The following is a 15,447-nucleotide window of genomic DNA, read 5'->3' on the forward strand; positions in this document are numbered from 1 at the left end:
TTTACCATGAAAAAACGCATTAACCGGCTGCTGTTCAGCATGCTGATCGGTGGTTCGCTGCTGTCTGTCGCCACCTTACCTGTTTTTCCTGTCAGTGCAGAAACCCCTGCAGCCAGCGCGCAGGCCAGCAAACCACTCACCATTATCGATCTCTCTGAATTACAGCTTGATGGCGCGGCGGCGCTGGTTTTAACCTTTAATCAGCCGCTGGATGACAAGCAGGATCTGGCGCAAAAGGTCAGGTTGATCGACGATAAACACGGCAAAGTCGATGGTGGTTGGGAGCTTTCCAGCAATCGTAAAGCCCTGCGTTTTCGCCATCCTGAACCCTCTCGTCAGTTCACCGTGACCGTCGATTCGGGCTTGCGCGCCGCCAGCGGTGAGACGCTGACAACGGCCTACAGCAAAAAAATCACTACCCGCGACATTGAGCCGATGGTGGGCTTTGCCAGCCGAGGCTCCCTGTTGCCGTTGCGTATCGCGCAGGGGCTGCCGGTACTGGCGTTGAACGTAGACCAGGTGGATGTGGATTTTTTCCGAATCAAAAATGCGGGCCTGGCGGAATTCCTTTCCCAGTGGAATTACGGTAACAACCTCTCTACCTGGCAATCTCAGGAACTGCTGAAAACCAGCCAACTGGTGTATACCGGCCGCTTTGAACTCAACCCGGCCCGTAACACGCGGGAAAAACTGCAGTTGCCGCTGAAAGACATTAAGCCGCTTCAGCAGCCAGGGGTTTATCTGGCGGTCATGAAGCAGGCGGGCACTTATCACTACAGCATGCCTGCGACGCTGTTTACCCTGAGCGATATCGGCCTGTCGCTGCACCGCTTTCCCACCCAGTTTGAACTCTTCGCACAGAGTCTGGAAAACGGCGCACCGCTTTCCGGCGTCAGTATCAGGCTGTTGAATGATAAAGGCCTGGTGCTGCAAAACGGCACCAGCGACAGCAGCGGTCATTTGCGCCTTAATGCAGACGAAAAAGGCAAGTTCCTGCTGGCCATGAAGGGCGAACAAACTTCGCTGATCGACCTGGCGCGCCCTGCTCTGGATTTAGCCGAATTCCCCGTAGCGGGGCCCGAAGGCTATGACAAACAGCTCTTCGTCTTCGGCCCACGAGATATTTATCGGCCTGGCGAAACAGTGATCGTCAATGCGCTGCTGCGCGATGCGGACGGCAAGCCTTTACCTGCCCAACCGGTTAAGGCTGAGCTGGTACAGCCCGACGGCGAGGTAGTGCGCACGGTGGTCTGGCAGCCGCAGGACGGTTTCTATCAGCAGCGGTTTGCTTTACCGGCTTCGGCGATGACCGGCGGCTGGATGCTGCGGCTGAATACCGGTGATAACCAGCTGCGGCAGTGGCATTTCCGCGTTGAGGATTTTCTGCCTGAGCGCATGGCATTAACGCTGAAAAACGATGAACAACCCCAGCCTGCGGATGCCGATATTACGTTCGACATTGAGGGGCGCTATCTGTATGGCGCGCCTGCGGCAGGGAATCAGCTGCAGGGACAGCTCTATCTGCGTCCGGCCCGTGAGGCGGTTGCTGCGCTGCCGGGCTACCAGTTTGGTGACATCACCGAACAGGGCCTGAAGCGCAGTCTGGACGATGTCGATCTTAAGCTTGACGCCAACGGCAAGGCGCAACTGACCGTGGATAATCAGTGGGATCAGCTTCACTCACCGCTGAACCTGATACTGCAGGCCAGCCTGCTGGAAACCGGCGGTCGTCCGGTCACCCGACGTGCTACTCAGGCCATCTGGCCGGCGGACGCGTTGCCCGGTATCCGTCCGCTGTTTGGCAATAAGGCGATCTACGATTACCGCAGTGACAGCTATCACGATGAGCCGACCGTGCCGGAAAACAGCCTGGCAGAATTCGATATTGTTTATGCCAACAGTCAGGGCGCTAAGCTGGCGGCAGATAAGCTTGACGTACGCTTAATTCGTGAACGGCGTGACTACTACTGGAGCTTCTCGGACAGTGAAGGCTGGCAGTCACGTTACGATGCCAAAGACCTGCAGGAAGATGAGCAATCTGTCAGCATTCCCGCTGACGGCAGCACCAAGGTCAGCTTCCCGGTCGAGTGGGGCAGCTACCGGCTAGAGGTCCAGTCGGGTGAAAAAATCATCAGCAGCGTGCGTTTTCAGGCGGGCTATGACTGGCAGGATAATACCAATGGTACAGGCGCGCTGCGTCCGGACCAGGTCAAACTAAAGCTGGATAAAGCCGCGTATCAGCCGGGTGAAACCGTCCATTTGCAGGTCGAATCGCCCACGGCCGGGAAAGGTTATCTGATGGTGGAATCCAGCAGCGGGACGCTCTGGTGGCAACCCTTAACGGTGCCGCAGGGTGGAACCCAGGTGGACGTGCCGATCGCGGCCAACTGGCAGCGCCACGATCTCTATTTCAGTGCCATTGTGGTGCGGGAAGGGGACAAAACCAGTGGTGCCACGCCGAAACGGGCGGTCGGACTGTTACATCTGCCGATGGCGACCGAGGCGCGACGTTTAACGCTGACGCTGGACGCACCCGATAAGGTCCGTCCTGAGCAGAACCTGACGGTGAACGTTCAGGCCAGCCGTGAAGGCGGCCCGCTGCCTGACAAGGTGCACGTCCTGCTGTCAGCGGTAGACAGCGGTGTGTTAAGCGTGACGGATTATAAAACGCCCGATCCCTGGACGGCTTTTTTCGGTCGCAAGCGTTATAACGTCGATCAGTACGATGTGTTTGGTCAACTGATTGAAGGCGGTGGACGGCTGGCTGCTCTGCGCTTTGGCGGAGACGGTGAAGACGAATCCATGACGCGCGGCGGTAAAAAACCGGTCACCCACGTCAATATCGTGGCGCAGCAACTTCAGGCCGTTACGCTGGATAAAAACGGCAAGGGCGCCATTACGCTGCCCATTCCGGCCTTTAACGGCGAGTTGCGCTTAATGACGCAGGTCTGGAGCGATGACAGCTTTGGCGCTGCCGAACGTAAGCTGGTGGTGGCTGCCCCGCTGGTCAGCGAACTGGCCACGCCGCGTTTTCTGGCCAGCGGCGACAGCGCTTCACTGGCGCTGGATATCACCAATCTGACGGACCTGCCGCAAACGCTGAAGGTCGATTTGACTGCCCAAGGTCTGATAGCGCTGTCGGGCGCGGCCACACAAAATGTGACGCTGGCAAAAGGCGAAAGGACCACCTTGCAGGTGCCCGTGACGGCGAAAACCGGGTTTGGTGACGGCGAAGTGCAGGTGCAGATTTCAGGACTGAACCTGCCCGGTGAGACGGTGCGGCCCAGCCAGCAGACGTGGAAGATTGGCGTCAGGCCGCCTTATCCAGCGCAAACCCTCAATTTTGCCGCTGTGATTGACCACGATCGCCCTTGGCAGGTCACGGCGGCGGCGTTTGCGGGTCTGGATGCAGAAACCCTGAGTGGACAACTGACCCTGAGTAATCGTCCGCCTTTAAATATCGCCAGCTACATTAGTGCGCTTTATGCCTATCCCTATGGCTGTCTGGAGCAGACCACCAGCGGTCTCTGGCCGTCGCTCTATACCAGTCAGGCGCAGCTCAGCGCTATGGGGATAAAAACCAGCAGTGATGACGTTCGTCGGGCCGCCGTTGACACCGGCATCGCCCGTCTGGCCGGGATGCAGCGTGCTGACGGCAGCTTTGGGTTGTGGAGTAAGCAGAGTGAAGAGGAGTTCTGGCTCACACCTTACGTTACTGACTTTTTACTGCGCGCCAGCGAAGCGGGCTATGCCTTGCCCCCTGACGTGATTGATCGGGCTAACGCACGGCTGCTGCGTTATTTACAGGACCCTTCACAAATTACCGCTAGTGGCAGTGCCGACACCGATGCATTGCGTTTCAGCGTTCAGGCTTATGCCGGCCTGGTGCTGGCGCGTCAGCAGCGTGCGCCACTGGGCGCGTTGCGTGCGCTTTATGAAAAGCGTGACAAGGCCAAATCGGGGCTGGCGCTGATGCAGTTGGGTGTCGCGCTGAAGCTGATGGGGGATGGACAGCGTTCGCCGCTGGCTGTGATGCAGGGCGCCACGCTGTCACGACCTGAAAGCAGCTGGTTTGGCGACTACGGCAGTACGGTGCGCGATGAGGGGATGATGATCGCCCTGTTAGCGGAATATCAGCTGCAGCCGGAACTGCAAAACAGCCTGCTGCTCTCTTTGTCGAAAGAGCTGAACGGCAAGCGCTGGCTCTCTACCCAGGAGAACAATGCGCTTTACCTGGCGGCGCGCACGCTGCAAACCGCACAGGGTAAGGATTGGCAGGCGATATTACAGGGTGATCAACCGCCCGTAAGCAGCAGTGGGCCTGTGAATAAAGGGCTGGATAGTCAACAGCTGGCGCAAGGCGTTGACGTGAGCAATCCCGGCACGGCACCGCTGTATGGCAGCCTGAACGTGGTGGGTTATCCGCTGACGCCGCCGAATCCGGTCAGCCATATGCTGTCTGTTAAGCGAGAGTACTTCACCCTGGACGGTAAACCGGCGGATCTCAATAATCTTCGCAGCGGTGAATTGCTGGTGGTCCGTCTTACCGTGGCCGCGAAACGCCGCATCAGCGATGCGCTGGTCGTGGATCTGTTACCGGCCGGACTGGAGCTGGAAAACCAGAATCTGGCAGACAGCAGTGCCAGCCTGGGTGACAGTGCGGATGCGTTAAAAGAGAGCATGATGGATATGCAGCAGGCCAACATCCGGCATATTGAGTTCCGTGACGATCGCTTCGTTGCCGCGCTGGCAGTGGATACGTATCGTCCTGCAACCCTGATGTATCTGGCGCGCGCAGTGACGCCGGGCAGCTACCATATGCCGCCACCGCAGGTGGAATCGATGTACGTACCTGAGTGGCGGGCGATTGGTGCGACGCCGCAACAGCTGCATGTACAACAGTAGCCGGGCCGGGTTGTGATCAAAAACAGGCACATCAAAAAGCGGTGGGTAGCCCTGCCGCTTTTTATTCTGGCCTTACTGCTTATCCCGCTGATTCTGGATCGGTTATTCCCCTTGCCCCTTAAAGAGGTTCAGCCCGCACGTGTGGTGGTCGCCGAGGACGGCACACCCCTGTGGCGCTTCGCTGACGACCAGGGCATCTGGCGCTATCCGGTCACTCCCGCTGACGTGTCGCCGACGTACATACAGGCGTTGCTGACCTATGAAGATCGCTGGTTCTGGTACCATCCCGGGATTAATCCGCTCGCCCTGCTTCGCGCGGCCTGGCAGGACCTGCGTCATGGCAGCGTCATTTCGGGTGGCAGCACTTTAACCATGCAGGTGGCCAGAATCATCGACCCACAGCCGCGAACGCTGCGGGGCAAGCTGATTCAGGCTTGGCGCGCTCTGCAACTGGAGTGGCATCTCTCTAAATACGATATCTTAACGCTTTATCTTAATCGTGCGCCCTTTGGCGGCACGCTGGAAGGGATTGGAGCGGCAAGCTGGAGCTGGCTGGGTAAAGCGCCGTCACAGATGACAAGGGGCGAGGCGGCGCTAATGGCCGTATTGCCACAGGCACCCAGTCGTTTGCGGCCCGATCGCTGGCCAGAGCGGGCTGAAGCGGCACGTAATAAGGTGCTGGATCGGCTGGCGCAGTATCATGTCTGGTCGCCCCGACGGGTCGCTGAAATCCGCCAGGAACCGGTCTGGCTCCCGCCGCGCCAGATGCCGCAGATGGCGCCGTTACTGGCGCGGCGACTGTTATCGATGACTACGCACGATAAAATCGTCTCTACGCTGGATCCGTCGCTGCAGCGCGAGCTGGAAAGCATGGCGCTGAATGTGAAAAACCAGCTTCCTCCGCGCACCTCACTGGCGATACTGGTGGTGGATCACACCACTATGGCGGTGCGGGGCTACGTCGGTTCCGCCGATTTCGGCGACGACAGCCGTTTTGGTCATGTGGATATGATTGCCAGCGTTCGCTCGCCGGGATCGGTCCTGAAACCCTTTGTCTATGGTATGGCGCTAGACGAGGGGCTCATCCATGCCGAGTCTTTACTGCAGGATGTTCCGCGTCGTTTTGGCGATTACCGTCCGGGTAACTTCGATACCGGTTTTCATGGCCCGGTCAGCGCCAGCGAGGCGCTGGTGCGATCACTCAATCTGCCCGCCGTGCAGCTGCTGGAGGCGCTGGGCCCAAAAAATGTGGCCGCACGCCTGCGCAATGTGGGGCTAAATCTACGTTTCCCACCGGGTGCAGAGCCTAACCTGTCGTTGATTCTCGGCGGCACCGGAGCGCGCATGGATGATATCGTGGCGGCCTATAGCGCCTTTGCCCGACATGGCAACGCCGGTCAGCTGCGCTGGATGGCAGACCAGCCCTTACAGGAACGCCCACTGCTTTCGCCCGGTGCGGCCTGGATTATCCGCCGTATTCTGGGCGGTGAGGCTCAGCCTGCGGGTAATGGCAGCGCGCCTGCGGTGGTACCGCTGGCATGGAAGACCGGCACCAGCTACGGCTACCGTGACGCCTGGGCCGTGGGAATCAATCCGCGTTATCTGATTGGCGTTTGGGTCGGACGACCCGATGCAACGCCGGTTGCGGGGCAGTTTGGTTTCGCGTCTGCGGTTCCCGTCATGAATCAGGTTAACAACGTACTGATGAACCGCCTGGCCGGGCGGGCAATCCCCACCGATCCGCGACCGGCGTCGGTCAGCGTGGCAGGCATCTGCTGGCCCGGCGGGCAGCCGCTGCCCGAGGGAGACGAAAACTGCCGACAACGGCGGCAGAGTTGGGTGCTGAACGACACGCTGCCGCCGACCTTGCTGGCACCGGGGCAGGAAAGCCTGAGTGGATTGCACCTGCGTTACTGGCAGAACGAACAGGGCTTACGGGTTGCGGCGGATTGCCCGCGAGCCATCAGCCATGAACGTCTGGTGTGGCCTTTGCCGCTGGAAGCCTGGCTGCCGCCGCAGGAGCGTCGGGCGCAGCGCTTACCGGCGGTTGATCCCCGGTGTCCGCCCTTGCAGCAGGGCAGTAGCGCGCCGCTGATTGTGACTGGCGTTATTGACGGGCAGCGCGTTCAGCCGCTGCCGGGCAATACTACGCTGGTGATACCGGTTGCGGTGCAGGGCGGTCAGGGCGTTCAGCGCTGGTGGTTTTTAAACGGCGAGCCGCTCGAAACGCAAAGTCAGAACGGCACCCTGTCGCTACCTCTTGATCGGGCTGGGGACTATCAGCTGGTGGTCATGGATGAGGCCGGTCAGCTGGCCTCTGTCGTTTTTACCCGTGGGTGAGTGTTTTTTGCGCTAAATCAGAGTTGAAAAGTATTAGCTCCGACTCAGATCAAGATTTTTCAATAAATTATGGGTTCGGTGATAGGCAACGTCACACTCAACCCCTATAATCGGCGCCGTTTCTTAGCCGGGGCGCGCGCCCTCGGTTTCTTCAGAACGTCAAGACAGAGGTCATCATGGCAATCGAACGTACTTTTTCTATCATCAAGCCAAACGCCGTCGCTAAAAACGTGATCGGTGCCATCTACAACCGTTTTGAAAGCGCAGGCTTCAAAATCGTTGGCGCAAAAATGCTGCAGCTGAGCAAAGAGCAGGCTGAAGGTTTTTACGCAGAGCACCAGGGCAAGCCGTTCTTCGACGGTCTGGTTGAATTCATGACGTCTGGTCCGGTTGTGGTTTCTGTACTGGAAGGTGAAAATGCCGTTCAGCGTCACCGTGACCTGATGGGTGCAACTAACCCTGCTAACGCGCTGGCTGGCACACTGCGTGCAGACTACGCTGACAGCTTCACCGAGAACGCAACCCACGGTTCAGATTCTGCCGAATCAGCCGCCCGTGAAATTGCCTATTTCTTCGGCGAAAACGAAATCTGCCCGCGCACCCGTTAATTGCTTAACGACTGACGCGTACAGGGCTTTACAAAAATCTGCTGAACACGGGCAACTCTAGCCTGTTATCAGGCAGCAGATGTTGTACAATATTGCGCCTTCATTGAGCCAGCTTAGTGAAGGCGCAATTTTTTTCTTTTCCCAACAGCGCCATAACGTGTAACAACGAGGCCAGAGAACATTATGTCCGAACAGATTGTGACGTCCGCGTCCACCTCGCCTATTTCCGTCTCACCCAAAAGCCAAAAAATCAACCTGCTGGATCTCAACCGTCAGCAAATGCGTGAGTTTTTTGTCTCGCTCGGTGAAAAACCCTTCCGTGCCGATCAGGTGATGAAGTGGATTTACCACTACTGCTGCGATGATTTCGAGCAGATGACCGACATTAACAAGAAGCTGCGTAACCGGTTAATGGAACTCACCGAAATTCGCGCCCCGGAAGTGGCTGAAGAGATGCGCTCAACGGATGGCACCATTAAATGGGCTATTCGCGTCGGCGATCAGCTGGTTGAAACGGTGTATATCCCGGAAGGGGATCGCGCCACCTTATGTGTCTCCTCTCAGGTGGGTTGCGCGCTGGAATGTAAATTCTGCTCGACGGCGCAGCAGGGCTTTAACCGCAATCTGCGCGTGTCAGAAATTATTGGTCAGGTCTGGCGTGCCGCAAAAATCGTTGGTGCGGCCAAAGTGACCGGTCAGCGTCCTATCACCAACGTGGTGATGATGGGCATGGGTGAGCCGTTGCTCAACCTGAATAATGTGGTTCCGGCCATGGAAATTATGCTGGATGACTTCGGTTTTGGTTTGTCGAAACGCCGTGTCACCCTGTCGACCTCGGGCGTTGTGCCTGCCCTGGACAAGCTGGGCGACATGATCGACGTTGCCTTGGCGATTTCGCTGCATGCGCCAAACGACAAACTGCGTGACGACATCGTACCCATTAACAAGAAATACAATATTGAAACCTTCCTGGCGGCGGTTAAACGCTATATTGGTAAGTCCAATGCGAACCAGGGACGCGTCACGATCGAATACGTGTTGCTGGATCATGTTAACGACAGCACCGATGACGCGCATGAACTGGCGGCATTGCTGAAAGAAACGCCGTGTAAGATCAACCTGATTCCATGGAACCCCTTCCCCGGGGCACCTTATGGTCGCAGCTCGAACAGCCGCATTGACCGCTTCTCCAAGGTGTTAATGGATTACGGCTTTACCACTATCGTGCGCAAAACCCGTGGCGATGATATTGATGCCGCCTGCGGCCAGTTGGCCGGGGAAGTGATTGACCGTACGAAACGCACCCTGCGTAAGAAAATGGCGGGCGAAGCCATATCTGTGAAGGCGCTCTGAAAGGCTGACTAACAGGGTTTTCCATTCCGTCTCTGCGTGGCAGGCTGCTGCCAGCCACAGCGATAACAGGATGGAAAGGCGATGGGCAAAGGGATGTGCACGGCATTACTGGCCGTTTTTGTTGTAAGCGGTTGTGTCCGTTCGCCGACCCAACCGGGGGCAGCGGAGCTTCGTTTGCAACTGGGTATGCACTACCTCGCGGTAGAGGATTATCCTGCTGCGCGCCGTAATCTCTTACGGGCGCAGGCGGCCGCTCCCCAGGATTACCGCGTGCCCCTGGCATTGGCCCGGCTGGCTCAGCGGCAAGGGCACACTGCCGCAGCGCATTATCATTTTCAGCACGCGCAGCGAATTGCGCCACATAATGGTTACATCCCTAACAATTACGGTGCGTTTCTTTGCGCTTTAGGGCAGTATGATGAAGCGCATCAACAGTTTATCCGGGCGAAGGGTGCGCAGGAAGGAGACGCCCGTATCGATGCGTATGAACTGTCGGGGTATTGTTATCTGCGGGCAGGAAACAGAGAAGCAGCGCGTGCTGCTTTGTCGTATGCGCTCGATGCGGACCAGAGTAAAGGAGCGTCGCTACTAGCCGAAGCTGAAAGCGCGGTCGAAAATGACCAGTGGGCTAACGTAGCGCTATTATTAGAGCTTTACCAGCCGCTGCCGGAGACGGCACGCAGCCTGGCGTTACACATACGTTTCGCCGCGCAACAGGGAAATGCCGCAGACGTTTCACGTTATGGCGACCAGTTAGCGCGACGTTTTCCGCAATCGATACAGTACCAGCGTTATTTAGCTAATGAATACTGAAGCCACTCAAGAAAATTCTGCAGTTCATTCCACAGGTACACGCCTGCGTCTGGCCCGTGAACAAATGGGACTCACGCAGCAACATGTTGCTGAACGCCTGTGCCTGAAACTTACTACCGTACGTGATATTGAAGAAGACAAATCACCTGCGGATTTAGCCTCTACCTTCCTGCGCGGTTACATCCGTTCTTATGCGCGTCTGGTGCACATTCCTGAAGAGGAACTGCTGCCGATGATGGAAAAGCAGACGCCGGTTCGTGCCGCAAAAATTGAGCCGATGCAAAGCTTCTCCCTGGGCAAACGGCGTAAGAAACGCGACGGCTGGCTGATGATTTTTACCTGGCTGGTGGTCTTTGTCGTGATCGGCCTGACAGGCGCCTGGTGGTGGCAGAACCATAAAGCCTCACAGGATGAGCTGGTGTCGATGGCCGATCAAAACGGCAGTAACAGCGACAGCAGCCAGTCTATCCCCCTGGGACAGACGAACGGCGCATCAACCGATAACAGCACCAGCGTGCCGTTGAGCAATAATGCCGCCAGCACACCGGCGAACGCCGATGAATCCACCGGCACGGCGCCTGCTGAAAACAGTAACAGCACTGCCGCGGCTGCCCAGCAGGAAGAGAATAACGCCGTTGTTTCGCCTTCTCAGGCACCGACTTCGACCAGCCCCGCACCGGCCAGCACCAATACGGCGCAGCAGATGCCAGTGGGCGCGGCGGCGGTTAGCGAACCGGCGGCGGATCCGAATGCCGTGGTGATGACCTTTACCGGCGACTGCTGGCTGGAAGTCAGCGATGCAACGGGTAAGAAACTGTTTAGCGGTATCCAGCGCAGCGGTGGCAAGCTGAGCCTGTCTGGCACGGCTCCCTATCGTCTGAAAATTGGCGCGCCATCCGTGGTTCAGGTGCAATATCAGAATAAACCCGTTGATTTAAGTCGCTTTATCCGTAATAACCAGGTTGCTCGCCTGACGTTGGGTGCGCAATAACAGCGTATCGCGTGTACCGGGCAATTGTGGAGAAGAAATATGCATAACCAAGCACCCATTATCCGTCGTAAGTCTAAACGTATTTACGTCGGCCAGGTGCCCATTGGCGACGGTGCGCCAATCGCCGTTCAGTCGATGACCAACACCCGCACGACTGACGTAGCCGCGACGGTCAATCAGATCAAAGCCCTTGAGCGCGTAGGCGTCGATATCGTCCGTGTCTCGGTGCCCACCATGGATGCCGCCGAAGCGTTTAAGCTGATTAAGCAGCAGGTGAACGTCCCCCTGGTGGCTGATATCCACTTTGACTACCGTATCGCGCTAAAAGTCGCGGAGTATGGAGTGGACTGCCTGCGTATCAATCCGGGTAATATCGGTAATAACGAGCGTATTCGTGCGGTGGTTGACTGCGCCCGCGATAACAATATCCCCATTCGTATCGGTGTTAACGCCGGATCGCTGGAAAAAGATCTGCAGGAAAAATACGGTGAGCCTACACCGCAGGCCCTGCTGGAATCGGCGATGCGCCATGTCGATCATCTGGATCGTCTTAACTTCGATCAGTTTAAAGTCAGCGTGAAAGCCTCTGATGTTTTTCTGGCGGTTGAATCCTATCGTCTGCTGGCAAAGCAGATCGAGCAGCCGCTGCATCTTGGTATTACCGAAGCGGGCGGTGCACGTGCCGGTGCGGTGAAATCGGCGATTGGTCTGGGGCTGTTACTGGCCGAAGGCATTGGCGACACGCTGCGTATTTCTCTGGCAGCCGATCCGGTTGAAGAGGTAAAGGTTGGCTTTGATATCCTGAAGTCGCTGCGCATCCGCTCTCGCGGGATCAACTTCATCGCCTGTCCGACCTGTTCACGTCAGGAGTTTGACGTCATTGGCACGGTAAACGCGCTGGAGCAGCGACTGGAAGACATTATCACGCCGATGGACGTCTCCATCATCGGTTGCGTGGTGAATGGGCCTGGCGAAGCCACCGTTTCTACGCTTGGCGTGACCGGCAGTAATAAGAAAAGCGGCTTCTATGAAGATGGCGTGCGCCAGCGCGAACGTCTGGACAATGACGATATGATCGATCAACTGGAAGCGCGCATTCGTGCCAAAGCGGCCATGCTGGATGAAACCCGTCGTATTGACGTGCAGCAACTGGAAAAATAATCCGTTGCGTGTACGGCGTGCATGACTTTTTTAGCTGAACCTGTGCGGTTTCATCCTCATGAGGTATGATGCCGGACAGGTTTTTTTGCATTAAGAGATTTTAACGTGGCGAAGAATATTCAAGCGATTCGCGGGATGAACGATTTCCTGCCTGCGGATACGGCCATCTGGCAACGGGTTGAAGATGTACTGAAGTCAGTGCTGGCGAGTTATGGTTACAGCGAAATTCGCTTACCCATCGTAGAGCAGACTCCTCTTTTCAAACGCGCAATTGGTGAAGTCACCGATGTGGTTGAAAAAGAGATGTATACCTTTGACGATCGCAATGGCGAAAGCCTGACGCTTCGTCCGGAAGGCACGGCGGGCTGCGTGCGCGCAGGTATCGAACACGGTCTGCTTTATAACCAGGAACAGCGCCTGTGGTACATGGGGCCGATGTTCCGCTACGAGCGTCCTCAGAAAGGGCGTTACCGCCAGTTTCATCAGATAGGCGTTGAAGTCTTTGGTCTGCAGGGGCCGGACATTGATGCCGAACTGATCATGCTGAACGCACGCTGGTGGAAAGCGTTGGGCATCGCCGACCATGTTCGTCTGGAACTGAACTCCATTGGTTCGCCTGAAGCCCGTGCCAACTATCGCGATGCGCTGGTGGCGTTTCTGGAACAGCATAAAGAGGCGCTGGATGAAGACTGTAAGCGCCGTATGTACAGTAACCCGATGCGCGTGCTCGACAGTAAAAATCCTGATATTCAGACGCTGCTGAACGATGCGCCTCAGTTGGGCGATTATCTGGATGTGGAGTCACGCGAGCATTTTGACGGGCTGCGCGCGCTGTTAGACGACGCGGGTATTGCTTACACGGTGAATCAGCGGCTGGTGCGTGGGCTGGATTATTACAACCGCACGGTGATTGAATGGGTCACCGACAGCCTGGGTTCCCAGGGGACCGTTTGCGGTGGCGGTCGTTATGATGGGCTGGTAGAACAGTTGGGTGGCCGTGCCACACCGGGTGTCGGTTTCGCAATGGGAATGGAACGCCTGGTGTTGTTAGTGCAGGCGGTGAATCCGGAATTTGAACCCGCGCGCAATGTCGATGTCTATGTTATCGCTTCAGGTCAGGGCGTTCAGTCAGCGGCGATGCAGCTGGCAGAAAAACTGCGCGATCACCTGCCTGAAATGAAACTGATGACCAACTTTGGCGGCGGTAACTTCAAGAAGCAGTTCGCCCGTGCGGATAAATGGGGCGCCCGCATTGCCCTGGTGCTGGGCGAAGATGAACAGAAGGCCGGTCAGGTCGTGATTAAAGACCTGCGCAATGGCGAACAGCAAACGCTGGCGCAGGCGGACGCGGCTGCTGCACTGCGCACGCTGTTGCAGTAAGCGTGTCAAAGCACAACCATTGAAAGGAGAAGGATTGCGTGGAAGTTTATAGCAATGAGAACGAACAGGTTGATGCGCTGCGTCGCTTTTTCGCCAACAACGGTAAAGCCTTAGCCGTAGGCGTGTTTATCGGGATTGCTGCACTGGGCGGCTGGCGCTACTGGTCCAGCCATCAGCAGGATTCCGCGAAAACCGTATCGGCAGAATACCAAAAAGTCACCCGTGCGATGCAGGCCGGTAAGCCAGAAACCCTGGAAGCCGTCAACACGTTCGCCAGCGAAAACAGCAATACTTACGGTGCCCTGGCGGCCCTGGATCTGGCTAAGCAGTATGTCGACAGCAATCAGCTGGACAAAGCCGCCACCTTGCTGCAAAACGGATTGAAAGATACTAAAGATGCCAACCTGCAGGCGGTTATCAACCTGCGCCTGGCACGCATTCAACTGCAACAGAATCAGGCTGATGCGGCACTTAAAACCCTTGACAGTGTGAAGGGTGATGGCTGGACAGCCATTGTTGCTGACATCCGCGGCGAAGCGCTGCTCAGCAAGGGCGATAAGCAGGGCGCGCGCGATGCATGGAGCAAAGGCGTAGAATCTGACGCGTCTCCTGCACTGAAGCAAATGATGCAGATGAAGATGAATAACTTAAGCTAAGCCAGTCAAGAGAGAGCGCATGGAATTACGTAAATACCTGCTGCCGGGGCTGATCTCAGTCACCTTGCTCAGCGGTTGCTCGCTGTTCAGCGGCGAAGAAGATGTAGTGAAAATGGCCCCATTGCCGAAGGTGGAAAACCAGTTTACGCCTCAGACGGTATGGAGTACCGGCGTGGGTGATGGTATCGGTGATTTTTACTCCAACCTGCACCCCACCTGGCAAGACGGCACCGTTTATGCTGCTGACCGCTTTGGTATCGTAAAAGCGCTCGACGCGGCCGATGGTAAAGAAAAATGGAAAGTCGATCTCTCTGAGAAAACCGGCTTCTTCTCGAAAAACCGTTCTGCCATGCTGTCCGGCGGTATCACCGTGAGCGGCGATCGCCTCTATATTGGCAGCGAACGCGGGCAGGTCTATGCACTGAACACCAGCGATGGTGCCATTGCCTGGCAGGCGAAAGCGGCGGGTGAAGCCCTGTCGCGTCCTGTGGTCAGCGATGGTCTGGTATTGATTCATACCAGTAACGGCATGTTGCAGGGCCTGGATCAGGCCACGGGAGCGGTGAAGTGGACCGTCAACCTGGATATGCCTGCGCTGTCACTGCGCGGAGAATCTGCGCCGTCTGTGGCCTTTGGTGGCGCCATTGTGGGCGGCGATAACGGCCGTGTCAGTGCCGTTATCCTGAACCAGGGCCAGCTGATTTGGCAGCAGCGTATTTCACAGCCCAGCGGCGCAACGGAAATTGATCGCCTGAGCGATGTGGATACCACGCCGGTCATTGTCAACGGCGTGGTCTATGCGCTGGCTTACAATGGTAACCTGACCGCACTGGATTTACGCTCAGGTCAGATTTTATGGAAACGTGAAATCGGCGGCGTTAAAGATCTGATTGTCGATGCGGGTCGCATCTACCTGGTCGATCAGGACGATCGTGTGATTGCGCTGAATGCGGATGGCGGTGTCGCTATCTGGCGTCAAAGCGAGCTGCTGCATCGTAATCTGACTTCACCGGTTCTCTATAACGGCTACCTTGTGGTCGGCGACAGCGAAGGTTACCTGCACTGGATGAACACCACCGATGGTCGTTTTGTTGCCCAGCAAAAGCTGGACAGCTCAGGCTTCCAGACTGAGCCAGTCGTCGCCAGCGACAAGCTGCTGATTCAGTCAAAAGACGGTGAAGTTTACGCCATTACTCGCTAACGGGTAAGTTGTCAGGCAGGGTGGTTCCCTGGCACAACG

Annotated in this window: 10 protein-coding genes; all 10 read left to right on the plus strand. The window is 56.9% G+C overall.

Annotated elements, in window-relative coordinates:
• Positions 1–6: 6 nt before the first annotated feature.
• Entirely contained in the window at positions 7–4,905 is a 4,899-nt protein-coding gene (locus QLG08_RS15985; RefSeq protein WP_282472993.1) for an alpha-2-macroglobulin, read from the plus strand.
• A 12-nt stretch (positions 4,906–4,917) separates the two neighbouring features.
• Positions 4,918–7,245, plus strand: coding sequence for a peptidoglycan glycosyltransferase PbpC (gene pbpC / locus QLG08_RS15990; protein WP_014605272.1), 2,328 nt, complete (start codon positions 4,918–4,920; stop codon positions 7,243–7,245).
• A gap of 176 nt (positions 7,246–7,421) precedes the next feature.
• Positions 7,422–7,853, plus strand: a complete 432-nt coding sequence (ndk, locus tag QLG08_RS15995; RefSeq protein ID WP_003848684.1) for a nucleoside-diphosphate kinase — start codon at positions 7,422–7,424, stop codon at positions 7,851–7,853.
• 183 nt (positions 7,854–8,036) lie between these two features.
• Positions 8,037–9,206, plus strand: coding sequence for a bifunctional tRNA (adenosine(37)-C2)-methyltransferase TrmG/ribosomal RNA large subunit methyltransferase RlmN (locus QLG08_RS16000; protein ID WP_013026737.1), 1,170 nt, complete (start codon positions 8,037–8,039; stop codon positions 9,204–9,206).
• An 81-nt stretch (positions 9,207–9,287) separates the two neighbouring features.
• Positions 9,288–10,019, plus strand: a complete 732-nt coding sequence (gene pilW / locus QLG08_RS16005; protein ID WP_015699740.1) for a type IV pilus biogenesis/stability protein PilW — start codon at positions 9,288–9,290, stop codon at positions 10,017–10,019.
• On the plus strand, positions 10,009–11,010 hold the full coding sequence (gene rodZ / locus QLG08_RS16010; protein ID WP_019106080.1) for a cytoskeleton protein RodZ: 1,002 nt from the start codon (positions 10,009–10,011) through the stop codon (positions 11,008–11,010). The genes pilW and rodZ overlap by 11 nt, the downstream gene beginning before the upstream one ends.
• A 39-nt stretch (positions 11,011–11,049) precedes the next feature.
• Positions 11,050–12,171, plus strand: a complete 1,122-nt coding sequence (gene ispG, locus QLG08_RS16015; RefSeq protein ID WP_014594315.1) for a flavodoxin-dependent (E)-4-hydroxy-3-methylbut-2-enyl-diphosphate synthase — start codon at positions 11,050–11,052, stop codon at positions 12,169–12,171.
• A gap of 105 nt (positions 12,172–12,276) precedes the next feature.
• Positions 12,277–13,551, plus strand: coding sequence for a histidine--tRNA ligase (hisS, locus tag QLG08_RS16020; protein WP_104933555.1), 1,275 nt, complete (start codon positions 12,277–12,279; stop codon positions 13,549–13,551).
• Positions 13,552–13,589: 38 nt separating this feature from the next.
• On the plus strand, positions 13,590–14,207 hold the full coding sequence (locus QLG08_RS16025; RefSeq protein WP_282472994.1) for a YfgM family protein: 618 nt from the start codon (positions 13,590–13,592) through the stop codon (positions 14,205–14,207).
• A gap of 19 nt (positions 14,208–14,226) precedes the next feature.
• Positions 14,227–15,408: an outer membrane protein assembly factor BamB gene (gene bamB / locus QLG08_RS16030; RefSeq protein WP_013026731.1), complete on the plus strand. Its 1,182-nt coding sequence runs from the start codon at positions 14,227–14,229 to the stop codon at positions 15,406–15,408.
• The last annotated feature ends 39 nt before the right edge of the window (positions 15,409–15,447 follow it).

The sequence above is a fragment of the Pantoea sp. V106_11 genome (assembly GCF_029967885.1).
Lineage (GTDB): Bacteria > Pseudomonadota > Gammaproteobacteria > Enterobacterales > Enterobacteriaceae > Pantoea > Pantoea ananatis.

Bases quoted from the DNA above. Each gene is read 5' to 3' on its own strand.
- bamB (WP_013026731.1), top strand. From the start codon at position 14,227: ATGGAATTACGTAAATACCTGCTGCCGGGGCTGATCTCAGTCACCTTG.
- QLG08_RS16000 (WP_013026737.1), top strand. From the start codon at position 8,037: ATGTCCGAACAGATTGTGACGTCCGCGTCCACCTCGCCTATTTCCGTC.
- pilW (WP_015699740.1), top strand. From the start codon at position 9,288: ATGGGCAAAGGGATGTGCACGGCATTACTGGCCGTTTTTGTTGTAAGC.
- rodZ (WP_019106080.1), top strand. From the start codon at position 10,009: ATGAATACTGAAGCCACTCAAGAAAATTCTGCAGTTCATTCCACAGGT.
- ndk (WP_003848684.1), top strand. From the start codon at position 7,422: ATGGCAATCGAACGTACTTTTTCTATCATCAAGCCAAACGCCGTCGCT.
- QLG08_RS15985 (WP_282472993.1), top strand. From the start codon at position 7: ATGAAAAAACGCATTAACCGGCTGCTGTTCAGCATGCTGATCGGTGGT.
- ispG (WP_014594315.1), top strand. From the start codon at position 11,050: ATGCATAACCAAGCACCCATTATCCGTCGTAAGTCTAAACGTATTTAC.